At 35.9% G+C, this 17656-nt stretch carries 8 protein-coding genes; 4 read left to right on the plus strand and 4 right to left on the minus strand.

The window, feature by feature from the left end; genetic code table 11:
• Positions 1-104: 104 nt before the first annotated feature.
• A complete protein-coding gene (locus JI747_RS00320) occupies positions 105-563 on the plus strand; it encodes an Lrp/AsnC family transcriptional regulator (protein ID WP_225685468.1) in 459 nt (152 codons plus the stop codon).
• 31 nt (positions 564-594) lie between these two features.
• Here the strand turns inward: JI747_RS00320 and JI747_RS00325 are convergent, their stop codons facing one another.
• From JI747_RS00325 to JI747_RS00335, 3 genes are all read right to left on the minus strand, one after another.
• Positions 595-1626, minus strand: coding sequence for a bestrophin family protein (locus JI747_RS00325; protein ID WP_225685469.1), 1032 nt, complete (start codon positions 1624-1626; stop codon positions 595-597).
• A gap of 94 nt (positions 1627-1720) precedes the next feature.
• Entirely contained in the window at positions 1721-3793 is a 2073-nt protein-coding gene (locus JI747_RS00330) for an alpha-ketoacid dehydrogenase subunit alpha/beta (protein WP_225685470.1), read from the minus strand.
• A 76-nt stretch (positions 3794-3869) separates the two neighbouring features.
• Complete coding sequence (locus tag JI747_RS00335) at positions 3870-5993, minus strand: S8 family peptidase (RefSeq protein WP_225685471.1); 2124 nt, start codon at positions 5991-5993, stop codon at positions 3870-3872.
• A gap of 241 nt (positions 5994-6234) precedes the next feature.
• Here JI747_RS00335 and dnaE point away from each other — a divergent pair, with 241 nt between their 5' ends.
• Positions 6235-10914 carry a DNA polymerase III subunit alpha gene (gene dnaE, locus JI747_RS00340; RefSeq protein ID WP_225685472.1) on the plus strand — a complete coding sequence of 1560 codons (4680 nt, stop codon included), beginning with the start codon at positions 6235-6237 and terminating at the stop codon, positions 10912-10914.
• Positions 10915-11219: 305 nt separating this feature from the next.
• Complete coding sequence (locus JI747_RS00345) at positions 11220-15197, plus strand: fibronectin type III domain-containing protein (protein ID WP_225685473.1); 3978 nt, start codon at positions 11220-11222, stop codon at positions 15195-15197.
• Between the two features lie 283 nt (positions 15198-15480).
• Here the strand turns inward: JI747_RS00345 and JI747_RS00350 are convergent, their stop codons facing one another.
• Positions 15481-16308 carry an ion transporter gene (locus tag JI747_RS00350; RefSeq protein ID WP_225685474.1) on the minus strand — a complete coding sequence of 276 codons (828 nt, stop codon included), beginning with the start codon at positions 16306-16308 and terminating at the stop codon, positions 15481-15483.
• Positions 16309-16555: 247 nt separating this feature from the next.
• Between JI747_RS00350 and JI747_RS00355 the strand changes: the two genes are divergently transcribed.
• On the plus strand, positions 16556-17653 hold the full coding sequence (locus JI747_RS00355; RefSeq protein WP_225685476.1) for a Nif3-like dinuclear metal center hexameric protein: 1098 nt from the start codon (positions 16556-16558) through the stop codon (positions 17651-17653).
• Positions 17654-17656 lie beyond the last annotated feature (3 nt).

Here is a 17656-nt window from a genome sequence, read left to right on the forward strand (position 1 = left end):
AATGGTATTTTAATTATTCAGAATATAAATCTATAAAATTGAAAAAATGTAGTAATATTGTTTAAATTATGTATCGAATATAAAGTTAAGCCAAAAATATCACTATGGATTTTGATGATTTAGATAAAAAACTACTGATTTATTTGCAGGAAGATGCCAAACAAACTACCAAAGAACTGTCTTATAAACTTGGTCTTTCTGTAACGGCAGTATATGAGCGGATTAAAAAACTTGAAAAAATTGGGGTCATTTCAAAATACGTTGCTTTACTGAACCGAGATAAAATCAATAAAAATTTTACCGTCTTATGCCATGTAAAACTAATCCAGCACAAGAAAGAATATGTAATTGAATTTGAAAAGGAAGTGGTGAATTTACCTGAAATAACGGAATGTTTTCATGTGAGCGGCGATTATGATTATATCTTGAAAATTAATGTAAAAGATATGCAGGATTACAGGAATTTTATGCTTTCCAAATTAACTACGATTAAACATATTGCCAGTACTCACAGTTCGTTTATGATCTCTGAGGTGAAAAATACGACTGCTATTATCTTGTAAATTACAGGAATTAAATATGATTTTAAATTGTTTAGACTAAAACTCCATTTTTAGAAGAAATAGGATCCGGCAGCTCAGTTTCTCCGGTCATCTGTAAAAGATCAATTTCAATATTCCTGCAGATGGAAAGCATTGGAATATCAAACATCAGTCCTGCAAACGGATTTTCTGAATAATCACCTACTAATTCCATGATGATATAGATCCATCCGATAATAATACAAAACGGAATGCTGTACCAGACTCCCCAAGTTCCGAGTTTGGCAAATTCGTTGACTAAACCTAAGGGAAGTAACATAATAAATAGAACATTGAAAATAAAAGCAGTACTTGCAAACTGCCTTGGTGAAGGGAATTTTTTAATTCTTTCCGCCTGTCCCTGAAAATTGTAGAATTCATTGAGGCAGTTTTGTAACTGTGTCTGGTTGAAATCTGAAATTGCTTTAATATTTTTTAAATCATTAATATCTTTTGCCTGCTGGGAAACCAAATATGTGGCAAAATTTTTATAATGAGACTGAAGTTCTGCTTCTTCTTCAGAAAGGTATTTATTAAGGAAAATCGGAGTTCTGCCATAGTCGGGAAATCCGGCCTTAATTAATCTGTTCCGTCTGTTGTTGATATGATGGGAATGTTCTTTTTCTGCTCCAATATGTTCCCATTCGGTTGGGACTAATAATTGTTCTCTGAATGTATATAACCATGCGATATGACGGTAGACAACTTTTTTTCTGCGGTCTTCAAGATCAAAAATTCCCACTTCTTCATGATTTGTATTAAAAGCATACACCATAGAAGCAAATGAACGGCTGGAGTTTACAATTCCTCCCCAGATCTTTCTGGCTTCCCAAAGTCTGTCGTAGGCCTGATTGTTTTTAAAACCTACTAAAAAAGCTTCTGCAGTACCAATGAGCGCAACAGGAACCCAAGGAATGATCATCCATTCCCAACGGAAAAAGTGAAATAAAAAGGTGATTAAAGTACACCAAATCGAAATCCAGATAAGATGAATTCCGGAAACATTGAGAATTTGCTTGTAGTTGATGTATTTTGTGGTAATCATTGGTGCGTTGATTTTTAATCCTTTATTAAAAGTAATAAAAAAATTGCACAAAAAAACCTCTAAAGTAATTTAGAGGTTTAAATTTTTATCTGAATTAATTGTTAAGCATTTCTTCTATTTTGCTGCTTAGTTTTTCTGCATTTGGAAGCATTTCTTTTTCCAGAACCAAGTTGATCGGAACAGCCGGAACGTCCAGTGATCCCATTGTTTCAACCGGTGCATCAAGATATCTGAAGCAGTTTTTAGAAATTCTGTGTGCGAAAGCTTCTGCAAATGAATTGTTTAATTGCTCTTCTGTTAAGACAATACATTTTCCGTGAATTTTCACTTTTTCGAAAACCAATTCTTCATCAAGAGGAATTAAAGTTCTCAAGTCAATTACTTCAACTCTTCCGTTAAAGTTTTTCACAGCTTCTTTGGCCCAGTAAACTCCCATTCCATAAGTTACTACCAATAAAGTTCTTCCTTTTTCAGTTTCTTCTTTATCAGCTTCTATGATTACTTTTCCTTTTCCGAAAGGCAAGATATAATCTTCTGCAGGTTCTATTGTTTTTGCATCTTCTGTTCCCGGAACTTTGCTCCAGTACAACCCTTTATGTTCTAGCATTACTACCGGATTCGGATCATAATAAGCTGCTTTTAATAATCCTTTGAAGTCTGCAGCGTTACTTGGATAAGCGATTTTGATTCCTTTAATATTGGCTAAAATACTTTCAACGCTTCCGCTGTGGTAAGGACCACCACCTCCGTAAGCTCCAATCGGAACACGGATGATATTGCTTACAGGGAATTTACCCTGACTTAAATAGCTTGATTTTGAAATTTCAGTAATCAACTGGTTGATTCCCGGATAGATATAATCTGCGAACTGTACTTCAACAATCGGTTTTAAACCAACCGCGCTCATACCTGTTGTAGAACCAATGATATACGCTTCCTGAATCGCTGTATTGAATACTCTTTTGCTACCGAATTTTTTTCCTAAAGTCACTGTTTCACGGAAAACTCCACCGATTCTTTCTCCGACATCCTGTCCGTAAAGAAGGGCTTCCGGATGTTTCCACATCAATTCCTGAATGGCGTGAATAGCGGCATCTACCATTACAATTTTTTCTCCGCCTGCAGGTTCACGCGTTCCTATTTCCTCTGTAATCGGAGTTGGAGCAAAAACGTGCTGCATTACGGTTTCTGGTTTTGGATCTTCGGCGTTTTTAGCTCTTTCGAAGGCTTCTTCAGCTTCAAGACGAGCTTTTTTCGTAATTTGTTTTAACAATTCTTCATCAACACCAGATTCAAGCAATTGATTTCTTAGAATTTCTCCCGGGTCTTTTGCTCTGTGTTTGGTTAAGTCTTCTTCATCTCTATAGAATTCTCTTCTTACTCCTGAAGTATGGTGACCGATCAAAACTGTTTTCGCACATACAACTAAAGGCTTTCTTTCTGTTCTTACAAAGTCAACAGCTTTTTTCATGGCTTCAAAGCTTTCAACGAAATCGGTTCCGTCTACTCTCATTCTGCTTAATCCTGTAAATCCTGCTACAAAATCGTAAGCATCACAAGTTCTGGCTTCTTCCTTTGTTACAGAAATTCCCCATTCATTATCCTGAACTAGGAAAATAATAGGAAGCTGGTGTAAAGCTGCAAACTGAAGCGCTTCACTCACTTCTCCTTCTGTTACAGAATTGTCTCCAAGACTACAAACAACAACCGGATTGTTTTCAAATTGCTGTAAATTAAAGTCCTGAATGTATTTTATCCCTTGTGCAACTCCTGCAGTCGGAATTGTCTGCATTCCTGTTGCTGAGCTTTGGTGAATGATTTTTGGCTTGTCTTCATCTCTGCTCGAAGGGTGAGAGTAATAAGATCTGCCTCCGGAAAAAGGATCATCAGCTTTTGCCAGTAATTGTAACATCAGTTGATAAGGCTCAAAACCGATTCCCAAAAGGATACTTTCGTCTCTATAATAAGGAGAAACCCAGTCTTCTTTTTTTAGCTGATAAGCTGTTGCCAATTGAATCGCTTCGTGACCTCTTGATGTACTATGAACGTATTTGCAAATATTCCTGTTTTCTTCATAAATATCTGCCATTGCTTTAGCAAGCATCATATGGTTGTATGCTTTTAGCAGGATATCCTGAGAAACTTTTCCGTGAAGTGTATTTTCCATAGGAAGCAAATATACATAAAAAAACAAAATACTAACAAGCGTTAGTATTTTGTGTTAAATGCTATGTTTTTATTACTTATTCTTTGATAACTTTTTTAGAAATTACATCTTTATCAGTTTTTACTTCAATGATGTACACTCCATTTGTATAAGAAGATAAATTAATGGTTTCCTGCTCATTGTTAATTACGCCATTTTGTAATTTTTTACCAGATAAATCATATACTGTGAAAGTCGATTTTCTAGGAGCTTTAATTACATTTACGATATCTTTAGTAAGTGTTGGAGCAACAATAATTCCGCTAGCAGTGTTGGTTGCTTCTTTAGTACCTAATACTTCGTTGTATCCAGTTACAATGATTGAATAGTTTTGAGGAGTCAACACTGGAGTTGCTGCATTATTAACAAGAGTTCCCTTGTTCGTAACTTCAATTCTATAAGTTCTACCTGCAACAGGGTTGTCTAGAACTACTTGCTCTACATTGTCTACAGTATTATCTCCTTTTGTTGCCAGTGTCATAGGACTGTTTGCATTCAGTTTCCATGGGAAATATACTGTATTAGTTGTAGTATCAATAATTCTTACGTCCAAATCGTTTATCAATCTAGAATTTCTGTAGTTATATAAAGTTGCCCATGAGTTTGAAGTTATTTTATATTCTGGATCAACCCAAGAGATTGTAACTTTTAAAGGTGTGCCTCCTGATGCTTTAATTGATTTAGCATTTGTTACTCCACTTGTTAAAGTTTCATTATTAAAGATAATAGTATTATTAGATTTACCAACTAATAACTCGGCTCCCTTCTTAGCATCAATATATCCCCAACCATACCATGGATCTGGACCCACATTTCCTGCTTCAGCAGCAGAATGTACCATTAGCGTTTTAGCAGCGGCAGCATTTAGCTCTGCGTTATTGAATAAAGATTTATAAATCTGCATCCAAAGACCAATAATTCCGGTAACTTGTGGAGCAGACATAGATGTTCCGCTGTTAATTTGCCAAGTCTCACTTCCTGTGGTATTTTCCGCTGTTGATGCCATCCAAATATCAGTACCTGGGGCAGCAATATCCGGTTTAATACCACCATCATCTCTTGGACCTGCACTACTATAACTTGATTTTACAACATCTAGAGCATCAGTATATCTGTAGTTATTTGTGGTAATGATATCTGTAGCACCTACAACAATTATGTTTTTAGCTAAAGATCCATAACCGATACAGTCATAACCTTGTGAACAGTTCGCAACAGGAGCCGTACCTGTCGGATATGCAGTGTATCCAGAACCGTTATAATAATAGGAAGTTGTAGTTGAACCTGAATATCCAGGACCAAATCCATAAGAGTTTCCAGCTGATTTTACAATAGTGTAACTAGGGTTATTATATACAATTGCATCATAACTTTGATCACTTGTATAATATGTACCTTGTAAATCATAATTTGTTCCTGAGATATAGTTCCCACCCCAGTACCATCCATTGGCTGGATAGCCATCTGCTGTCGTTTTATAATCCCATCCAGGATTGGTTCCGTAAGAATGGTTTGATATTTTAGGTTGAGCTATTAGTATTTTATCGAATACTGTACTCGTGGTGATTGCATTAGGTAAAGTTGTTGTTGCAAACATATAAGAATCCATAGTTGAATTCACAGCAATCCCCATAGCATTTCCGGAAATTGGAACCCCGTTACTTGTAGCTGTTAATGGGGAAGATTTAGCACCAATTATACTTGCCACCCCGGTTGAGTGCGCACTGTAAGCATTTGTAGCTGCTTCAAGATTGGTAATTCTTCCTGTTGCATTGCTGAACGCTACATGTGGAGCATATATTCTTCCGCCGTCAAATATTGTATATTTGATATTTTCTCCTTTGAATGCTGTTGAAAGCCCATTTACTCCGCCAGCAGTAGTTAGAGCATCTACGTTATTATTTAAAATCTGATTTTGATCGTCAGCTTTATAAAAGTTAGGTACATCTCCACTGAACCCAGCTAAATTAGCTCTTAATTCTTCGATTTTTTTCTGAGTCTCTACACTCTTATCATTTCCATACACTTTTGTAACATAAGAGTCAAACTTTGCATTGTTCTCCTTGTTTTGTCTCTCAAACTCTCTTTTCAAAGCATCATTATTCTGTGCGCTAACTAAAGCTACAGCTAGTGTGCTAATTAAAAGTAAATGTTTCTTCATAACAGTCAATAATAAAATATATTAAGTTGACAAATGTATATAAAATAATTAAAATAGGCTTTAAAATTACAATAGAATGTGTAAATTGTTATTTAGCTTTAGCTTTTTTATACAAAATTGATGTGTTAATGAAAATAATTATAGTAATTGGCAAATTGTAAAAAGATTTTTTTAACTAATTTTAAATATAAAATTGAAGTAACTTTACATTCTCTTTTAATTAAAAGCTGAAAAAATTTAGATGTATTTAGTTTTTGACACAGAAACCACAGGTTTACCAAAGAATTTCAATGCTCCGCTTTCAGACTCTGATAATTGGCCAAGAATGGTTCAGATTGCGTGGCAGTTGCATGATGATGATGGAACATTAATTGAAAATCAGGATTATATAATAAAACCTGAAGGGTACGATATTCCCTTCAACGCTGCGAGAATTCACGGAATCACAACGAAAATTGCCAATGAAGAAGGCCGTGATCTTGAAGAAATTTTAAATGAATTTGCAAAAGTTTTAGAAAAAGTAAGAGTCGTTTCCGGGCACAATGTTGAGTTTGATTATAATATCGTTGGAGCCGAATTTTACAGAAAAAATATAAAAGACAATCTTCAGGAAAAACCAAAAGCCGATACCATGATTTTGGGTACAGATTTTTGTCAGCTTGGTGGTGGTCGTGGAGGAAGATTCAAACCTCCGAAATTGGAAGAGCTTTACGAAAAATTATACGGTCATAAGTTTGATGAAGCCCATAACGCAGCGGCCGACGTAAATGCAACTGCTCAGGTTTTCTTCGAAATGATGAGAATAGGAGTGATTCCTGCTGAGGTTTTAAAAACTTCAGAAGATCAGTTAGCTTACTTTAAGACACTTTATCCGGATCCTATAAAGCCTTTTGGGATTGTTATCAGAAGACAGGTTGCAGATTTCAACAATAAGAAAAAGCAGTCTGATGTCGGGAGTATTGATGATATTGATTTAGGGAAATACTTTAATTTCGATAATAAAAGTGTTTTCTCAACTTTAACGGCGACTTCAAGTATTAATGATTTAATAAAAAAAGCTTCAGACGAAAATTTTCCTGCAGTCGGAATGGTTGATTTGGGAAATATGATGGGAGCTTTTAAATTTGTTTCTGCCGTAGAATCTACCAACTCTGATCGTTCAAAAAAACATAAGGAATATTTAGCTAAAAAACAGGAAGCTGAGGAAAACGGAACGGATTTTAATGAAGAAGAACCGATTTCTGAGGAATTAATTCCCGTTGTTGGATGTGAATTTTATATTTCAGATCGTTACGAACAGAAACAGTTTACCAAAGATGATCCCGACAGAAGAACACAGGTCGTTTTGTTGGCGAAAGATTTTAACGGATATAAAAATTTAGCGAAACTTTCGAGTATTGGTTTTCTGAAAGGTTTTTATTTCGGAGTTCCAAGGATTAGCCGTGAATTAATTGCTGAATATAAAGAAGGAATTATCGCTTTGACTTCAGGGATTAATGGTGATATTCCGGATGCGATTTTAAATACGGGTGAACAAAAAGGGGAAGAGCTTTTCAAATGGTGGAAAGATACTTTTGAAGATGACTTTTATGTGCAGATTCAAAACCATCAACTTCCCGAAGAAGAGCATTTGAATGATGTTTTATTGCATTTTGCAGATAAATATAATGTTAAAATTTTAGCTCAGAACCAAACCTATTATACCAACAAAGACGATTCCAATATTCAGGATATTGTAAGCTGTATCAAAGATGGTGAAAAACTGACAACTCCTGTTGGGAAAGGTTTCGGAAAGAGAAGAGGATTGGCGACGGGAGAATATTATATTAAAAATTCTCATGAAATTAAGGAGGCTTTTTTAGCTTATCCCGATGCTTTTGATGCATATGAAGAATTTTTCGCAAAATTCAGCCCATATACTTTAAAAAGAGATGTTCTCCTTCCAAAATTTGATATTCCGGAAGAATTTATTCATGCCGAAGATGAAATAGATGGCGGAAAACGTGGGGAAATGGCGTATTTAACGCACCTAACCTATGAAGGAGCGAAAAAGAGATATGAAGCGACAGGAATTACTCCTGAAATTAAAGAACGTCTTGATTTTGAGCTTGAAGTTGTTGCCAATACAGGATATCCCGGTTACTTTTTGATTGTACAGGATTTCTGTAATGAAGCCCGGAAAATGGGGGTTTGGGTTGGTCCAGGACGTGGTTCTGCAGCAGGATCTGCTGTTGCCTATTGTACCGGAATTACCAATGTTGATCCCATTAAATATGATCTCCTTTTTGAGAGATTCCTGAATCCTGAAAGGATTTCCATGCCCGATATTGATATCGATTTCGATGATGAAGGACGTGATAAAATTATTAAATGGGTTGTTGAAAAATACGGTAAAAATCAGGTAGCACAGATCATTACATATTCCGTTTTGGGTGGTAAATCTGCCATTAAAGATGCGGGAAGAGTTTTAGATGTTCCGATTCCTGATACCAATAATATTGCAAAACTGATTCCTCCAAGTCCGGGGATGAATATTGCAAAAGCTTTATCAAAATATGATAAGCTGAAACCTGAAGAACAAATGCTTGTCGATGAGATGAAGTATGTTCTTAACACTCCTGATGATGCACGTCACGGAGTTTTGGCAAGTGCCAAGAAAATGGAAGGCTGTATACGAAATACAGGAATTCATGCTTGTGGGGTTATTATTACACCTGAAGATGTGAGTAATCTTGTTCCCGTGACCATTGCTGCAAAAGATGCCGATATTTTGGTGTCGCAGTTTGATAACTCGGTGGCGGAAAGCGCAGGTCTTTTGAAGATGGACTTCTTGGGTTTAAGAACTTTAACGATCATTAAAGATGCTTTAAAAATAGTTAAAGCAAGACACGGAGTTGATATTGATCCGGATTTGATTCCTTTGGATGATGCTAAAACCTATCAATTATTTAAAGAAGGAAGAACGGTCGGGATTTTCCAGTATGAAAGTCCGGGAATGCAAAAGTATATGAGAGAGCTGAAACCGACAGTTTTTGCCGATCTTATTGCCATGAATGCTCTTTACCGACCGGGTCCGATTAAATACATTCCAAACTTTATTAACAGAAAACATGGTATTGAAGAAATTGTCTATGATTTACCGGAAACTGAGGAGTATTTAAAGGAAACTTATGGAATTACCGTTTACCAGGAGCAGGTAATGCTTCTGTCTCAAAAATTGGCCAACTTTACAAAAGGTGAAGCCGATACTTTGAGAAAAGCGATGGGTAAAAAGCAGATTGAGGTTCTGAATAAAATGTACCCAAAATTCATCGAAGGCGGAAGAAAAAACAATCTCGATGAAGGTCCATTGGAGAAAATCTGGAATGACTGGAAAGCTTTCGCTGAATACGCTTTTAACAAATCTCACTCTACTTGTTATGCATTCATTGCGTATCAAACTGCTTATTTAAAAGCCAATTATCCGGCAGAATATATGGCGAGTGTGATGAGTAATAACATTAACAACACAGAATCTATTACAATGTTCATGGAAGACTGTAAAAGTATCGGAGTTGATGTTTTAGGACCGGATGTGAATGAATCTCAATATAAATTCTCTGTAAACGAAAAAGGACAGATCCGTTTTGGGTTGGGAGCAATTAAAGGAATTGGAGAAGGACCGAGTGAGGCGATTACACGAGAAAGAGAAAACGGAAGATTTAAAAATATTTATGATTTCTTTGAAAGAATTTTACCTTCTCAAATGAATAAAAGAGTATCGGAAAGTTTAGTGTTGGCAGGAGCTTTTGATGAACTTGATAATTTCCATAGAGGTCAGTATTTTGATATTGACATGGCGGGAAGAACCAATTTGGAGAGACTGATCAGATACGGGCAAAGCTTTCAGGAGAGTAAAAATGAGATGGAAAATTCTCTTTTTGCGGATTTTGCAGAAGAAGTTCAGATCGAGCAGCCTAAATTAGCGCCTTGTCCTGAATGGCCCAATATGCATAAGCTTAATAAAGAAAAAGAGATCATTGGTTTCTATCTTTCTGCACATCCGCTGGATGAATTTAAATACCAATATCAATTTATGCAGGGAAGTCTTTCTAAGAAAAATGTTTTGGAGAAAGATGAAGAAGCAAAAGTTGTTGTGGATGAAGCTCCTATTTTAGAACAGGATTCTGTAGAAGAAACGGCAGATTTAACGGAAATTGTTTCTGATGATATTGTGGCAGGAGAAGAAGAGGAGATCATTGAAGAGGTAACAAAAAAAGCAGAACCTAAAGGGGTTTTCGGATTTTTAAATCTTGATGAGGTGGATGCGTACAAAGAACAGGCTTTTGCCAATAAGCAGGAAGAACTGTTTGAAGAAAAGAAAAAAGATTGGAAAACGCTTCAGAAAGAAAGAGAAAACGGAGGCGGTGGAAAAGAATATACTGTTGCCGGTCTGATCACGGAATATGTAGTGAAAGACGGTTTCCGAAGTGGTGAAAAGGTTGCTTTTGTGACGTTGGAAGACTATTCCGGGTCGTATTCTTTCAGACTGGGAGATCGTGATTATATGAAGTTGAAAGAAAAGTTGGAGGTTCAGCGATTTGTTATTTTGAAGATAAAATTTGCCCAGGTAAAAGACGGAAGAGTTTTCGTGAATGTAAATGACGTGATCGAGCTTCAGGAAGCTTTTGAAAGATTTGCAAAGAGTATTTCTTTGGTAATGGATGTCATGGATTTCCGACCGGAAGATCTTACGTTCTTCAGATCCGTTCTGGAGCGGAATCAAGGAAATCAAAAACTGAAATTTTATATTAAAAACGTTGACGATGAATTGAATACGGAACATCTGGAAGTGCAATCGATGAAACATTCGGTGGATCTGAATGGTGATTTGATAAAACAGATACAATTGCTCAATAAATATGAGTTTTATTTAAATTAAAATAAAGATTTTTTGTCTTTTTAATGTTAAAAGTGGCTTTTTAAGTCACTTTTTTTCATTTTTTAATTGTAAAAAAAGCCTAAATAATATTCTTTATTCTTTGAAATATATTTTTATTTTAATTAATTGATATTAAGATTGTTGTAGATATGTCTCTTTTTATTGATTTTTTATTTTAATCTCTTTAGTTGTGTTTTTTATCAATGAAAATTAAAGTTTTGTTAAAAAATATTTAACGAAATATTAATTTTAAGTAAAATTATATTGATTGTTTTGTATTTTTACCGCAATAATATTTAATAAGCATGAAGAAACTTTACAAAAATCCATGGCAGTGGTGCTGCGGTTTGAAAAATGTGGGAATTACGGTTCTTGCACTTTTTGGAGCTGTGCAAGGATTAAATGCACAGGTGAATAATTACACATTTTCACAGAGCTCCGGAACGTTTAACAGTATTTCAGCTACTGGTACCCTTGTTACAGGGAGTGATGCTACAACTATCACAACTAATGATACCTCCGGATGGCCGGTTACAATTCCTTTTAATTTCAATTTCAATGGTACTGGTTATACTTCAATTTATTTGAATTCTAACGGTGGAGCGACATTTGGAACTACAACAAGTACAAGTTCGGGTGTAATTTCAGCAACAACAGCCTATTCGGGAGCTATTGGGGTTATGAATAGGGATTTATGGGGAGTATTTGTTACTTCAGGAGTCACCACGAGTGGTTCAAACACTATTACTAATGTGGCTTCTTTTAAAGGAATTGAAGTAGGAAAAGAATTAGGCAATACTACTACTAATGGGATTCCGGCTGGTACTACGGTAACGGCTTTTAATGAAACGGCAGGAACAATCACTATGTCGGCTGCGGCTACATTAAGTTCTTCTACAGCGGTGGTTCGATATGGGACAGGTAAAATTTTTACATCGGTAGAAGGAACAGCTCCTAACAGAGTTTTTGTTATAGAATGGAAAGGTTATAATGATTATGGTACAACAGCAGATTTAAGTAACTATCTTAATTTTCAATTGAGATTATCAGAAACTTCTAATAGTGCTTCTGTTGTTTATGGACCCAATTATAATATCTATACTACTGCAAGAACTAATCAGATAGGTTTAAGAGGTGCTTCGGCGAGTGATTTTAATAACAGATCAGGTGCTACTGGTACTGCCTGGACAAGTACAACGGCTGGAACGTCTAATAGTGCTACTGTTTCAAGAGATAACACAAACTTTCCTGCTTCTGGTTTAACGTATGTTTGGACGCCTCCTAGTTGTTATGCACCAAGTGCTTTAACTGTTGCAAGTGCGAGTATAACAGCAAGTGGAGCAACAGCTTCTTGGACTGCTGCTTTAGTGGCACCTAGTGGATATGAAGTATATTATAGTACTTCAAATACAGCCCCTTCATCAAGTACAGTTTTAAATGCAACAAATTCTGTTAGCTCAACAACAACGTCAGCTCCAATAAGCGGATTAGCTTCTTCTACTACTTATTATGTTTGGGTAAGATCATCGTGTTCAGGAACCGATAAGAGTACTTGGACGGCAGTAACATCATTTACAACATTAGCTACATGTTTTGCTCCAACAGCGATTGTGACTACAGGATCGACTTCTGCTACAATAGATCTTTCTTGGACGGCGGCTACACCAGTACCTACACTAGGATATGAAATCTATTACAGTACAAGTAGTACAGCTCCTAGTTCATCTACTCCGGCTACTATTACTAATATTACGGGTACTACTTATACCATTCCTGGATTAGCAGCTAACACAGCTTATTATATTTGGGTAAGATCAAAATGTAGTTCTACTGATCAAAGTACATGGTCTTCTTCTGTTACGGGGTATACAGGGTATTGTGTTCCTACAGGAGGAAGCAGTTCTACAACATACTATTTAAAAACAATTACAACTACCAATGCAGTTACCAATTTGGCTTATACTGCAAGTTCTTATTCTGCATATGTAAATAATGCAACAACGACTTCATTCTCTAGTTATCCTGGAGGCTCATTTAATTATGCATTGGCAAACTCTACGACAGCTACTTGTTATTTTTACATCTGGGTAGATTGGAATAATGATTTAGATTTCAATGATGCAGGAGAGACTATGTTGGCAACGACTACATATGCGGCGACAAGTTCAGGAACCTTTACAGTTCCGTCAACTCAGGCTTTAGGTTCATACAGAGCAAGAATTGCGTTATCAGAATCTGGAGCAATTACTTCTTGTGGACCTGCTCCTTATGGAAACTATGTAGACTTTACATTTAATGTTGTTGCTGCGCCTAGTTGTTTAATTCCAACTGCAGTTACATTTACAGGAGCTTCTTCAAATACAGCTAATGTTTCTTGGACGGCACCGACACCTGCACCTGCACAAGGGTACGAAATTTATTATAGCACAAGTAGTACGGCTCCTAGTTCATCTACTCCGGCTACTATTACCAATATTACAGGTACTACTTATACCATCCCTGGATTAGCGGCTGATACAACGTATTATATTTGGGTAAGATCAAAATGTAGTTCTACCGATCAAAGTGCATGGTCTACTTCTACTACTGCATATACAGGATATTGTGTTCCTACAGGAGGAAGCGGTTCTACAACATATTATTTAAAAACAATTACAACTACCAATGCAGTTACCAATTTGGCTTACACTGCAAGTTCTTATTCTGCATATGTAAACAATGCAACAACGACTTCATTCTCTAGTTATCCTGGAGGTTCATTTAATTATGCATTGGCAAACTCTACGACAGCTACTTGTTATTTTTACATCTGGGTAGACTGGAATAATGACTTGGACTTCAATGATGCAGGAGAGACTGTTTTAGCAACAACTACATATGCGGCGACAAGTTCAGGAACCTTTACAGTTCCGTCAACTCAGGCTTTAGGTTCATACAGAGCAAGAATTGCATTGTCGGAATCGGGAGCAATTACTTCTTGTGGGCCTGCTCCTTACGGAAATTATGTAGACTTTACATTTAATGTTGTTGCAGCACCTACTTGTTTTGCTCCAACTGGAATTACAATGTCTAATATTACTGGAAACTCTGCTACAGTTTCTTGGACGGCAGCTACACCTGCTCCAGCGCAAGGATATGATATCTATTATAGTACTTCAAATACTGCGCCTGCTGCAAGTGCAACACCAAACCAAACAGGGGTAACAGCATTGACTACATCAATTTCTCCATTATCTCCGCTTACTACATATTATGTATGGGTAAGATCTCACTGTACAGGTTCTGATTTAAGTGCATGGTCCGCAGTTCCGGTATCATTCCAGACTTTATGTCAACCACCGGCTTTGCTTTCAACTACTGGTGCGACAATTTGTGGAGCATCCGGATCAGCAACTATTTCTGCTACAACAGATGCTGGAGCTGTAATTACTTGGTACGATGCAGCGACAAATGGAAATGTATTGGCAACTGGGAATTCTTATACAACCCCAGTGATTTCAGCTAATACTACTTATTATGTGTCAACTAAATCTAATGGTGGTATAGGTACGGTAGGTCCTGCTAATCCATCTGTGTTAGGTAGTGTTAGTGCTACAAATTATGCAATTGGAACATATTATCAAATATTTGATGTTATTACTCCAACTACACTTGTAAGCATAGATGTTTTCCCTACATCTTCCACAGCAATAGGAACAAGTTCTGCTATAGAAATTAGAGACAGTTCTGGGGCAACTTTGGTTTCTGTCCCTTATACTGTTGCGGTAAATGATGGGACTACAGCTCAGACTGTTACGCTTAATTATGCTTTGCCCGTAGGAACAGGGTATAGAATAGGACAAGGAGTGGCAATATATTTAAATAGAAATACTGCTGGAGCAACTTATCCGTTCACATCAAGTGCAATAAATGTAACAGGTAATAATTTCTCTTCGGGACCTAATTATTGGTACTATATTTATAACTGGAAGTTCTCTAGCAGCTGTGAATCTGCAAGACAACCGGTTGTAGTAAATGTAAATGCAACTTGTCTAGGTACTTCAGAAACTACGGCTAAAGAAGGTATTCAGGTATATCCAAACCCATTTGCAGATGTATTGAATATTTCAGATGTGAATAACGTAAAATCTATCTCAGTTGTAGATATTGCAGGCAGATTGGTTAAAACATTTGATAAACCAACTTCAACACTTCATTTAGGAGAATTAAATTCAGGAATGTATTTAGTGGTTCTGAATATGAAAGATGGATCTAAACAAACGATTAAAGCAATTAAAAAATAATGTTTGTTTTTTTATATGATTAATACACTATAAAAGAAGCTTCCCAGATCTGGGAAGCTTCTTTTTTTATTTTAATAAGGTTTTATTTATTAGGTATAGGCTGTATATCCCCTGTGTTCAAAAGATCAAAAACAGTGGGAAAGAACAGGGCGAGAATAAAATAAATAATAATCATTAATACAATTAATGCAAAAAGAATAATGACTAAACTATTGGGCTTGTTTTTCTTTTTTGGTTCCATGATGAGGTGGTATTTGGTTAATAGATTGAATGATACAGAAACCTAAGCTAATTTCTTGCCACACTGTTTGCAGTACCTTGCATCATCATCAATATCATCATTTCCACATCGGTCACATATTTTTTCTAAGTTTTGCCTTTTATTGCGCATTTCGGCAGTCACAATCCCAGTTGGAACAGCTATAATAGAATAACCGGCCAACATTAAAATTACCGCAAAAAATTTCCCCAGAGGTGTAATAGGAGAGACATCTCCGTATCCAACCGTTGTTACGGTTACCACTGCCCAGTAAATAGATTGCGGAATAGTTTCGAAGCCGGGTCTTCCTCCCTCTACCATGAACATTAAAGAACCCACAATGACCGAGAAAATAACCAAAAATAAAAGGAAAATATAAATCTTCCGCGAGCTGTTTTTTAAAGCTTTTACGATAAGATATCCATCATTCATAAAATCCAGAAGGTTGAAAATTCTGAAAATTCTCAACATTCTCAGCATTCTGAAAATGAGGAAGTATTTAGTGACAGGAAAGAAAAAGCTCAGATAAAACGGAACCAGTGCAAAAAAATCAATGATTCCAAAGAAGCTGAAGATATACTGTTTTTTATTCTTTAATACAGCGATTCTGGACCAGTATTCAGCGGTGAAAAATATTGAAATGATCCATTCAAGAATCAGGAAAGTATAATGAAATCTTTTATCCAGTTGAGGTACGCTTTCCATCATAATGATAGCAGTACTCGTAAGGATTAAAGCCAATAATATGATATCGAAGAGTTTTCCGAGCTTAGTATCGGAGCGATAAATTATGCGATAAAGGAATCTTTTCCAAAGAATGTCTTCAGGAACAAGATTGTGTTCTCTTTCCATTGTAAGCTGTTATTTCACAAGAAAGGTAATAATTTCTATTGAATATATAATAAATATCCGATTAATAAGGGACTTTATGATAAATAAAAATATTCTAAAAGATGAGTTTCAAGTATATTTAAGTGTTTGTTATGAACCGGTCTTTTCTTCATGATCGGTTTTTTATTGTATACCAAAGAGAATTTAATTTTATAATAGTTTACATCTCCTAAAATTAATATCTTCGTTGAGGTACAAAATTTATATAATGAAGCTAAGAGCCGTAATTTCAAAAATTGAAGAAAGAATACAGATCCGTCAGGCGGAAGATTTTGATAATGTAGGACTATTATGCGGAGTTCCGGATCGTGAGGTTTCAGGAATTCTGGTTTGCCATGATGCGTTGGAAAATGTAGTGGAAGAAGCAATAGAGAAAAACTGTAATTTGATTGTCTGTTTTCATCCCATTATATTTTCAGGATTAAAATCACTCACTGGAAAAAATTATGTCGAAAGAGCGGTTTTAAAAGCAATCGAAAATAAAATTGCTATTTATGCTATTCACACGGCTTTTGATAATGATTTCTTTGGAGTAAATGCAGGAATCTGCAATCAACTGGGATTAAAACATCTGAAAATTCTGCAGCCTAAAAAAAATAATTTAAAACAACTGACGGTTTTTGTTCCGAAAGACTATTCTGAAAAAGTGAAAGAAGCCCTTTTTTCTGCCGGAGCCGGAAACATCGGGTTTTATGATGAGTGCAGTTTTACAATCAACGGAAACGGGACTTTTAGACCCATAGAAGGTTCAAATCCGTTTTCGGGGCAACAAAATATCAGAGAAAATGCGGATGAAGATATGATCTCTGTAATTTTTGAAGACTATAAAAAAGGTCAAATCATCAATGCAATGAAAACAGCGCATCCTTATGAAGAAGTTGCCTATCAGATTTACAGTTTGGAAAATGATAATCATCATTCAGGATTAGGAATGTATGGAGACTTTGAAGAACCGATGGAAGAGAAAGATTTCCTGAAATTTGTAAAAGAAAAATTTGATCTGGAAATAATCCGACACTCAGATTTCAATGGTAAAAAAATTAAAAGAGTAGGGGTTTTAGGTGGTTCCGGAGCAAGCGGAATACGATATGCTCTCTCTAAAAAATGTGATGCTTATTTAACAGGAGATATAAAGTACCACGATTTTTTCCTGGCAGAGTCAAAAATGCTGATTTGTGACATAGGACATTTTGAATCAGAACAATTTGTAACTCAACAATTATTTGAAATATTATCACAAAAATTTAGTACATTTGCAATCTCAAAATCTATTGAGAGAACAAACCCGGTAAATTATTTCATTTAAATA

Origin of the sequence: Chryseobacterium tagetis (assembly GCF_016735585.2) — a bacterium.
Classification (GTDB): Bacteria; Bacteroidota; Bacteroidia; order Flavobacteriales; family Weeksellaceae; genus Chryseobacterium; species Chryseobacterium tagetis.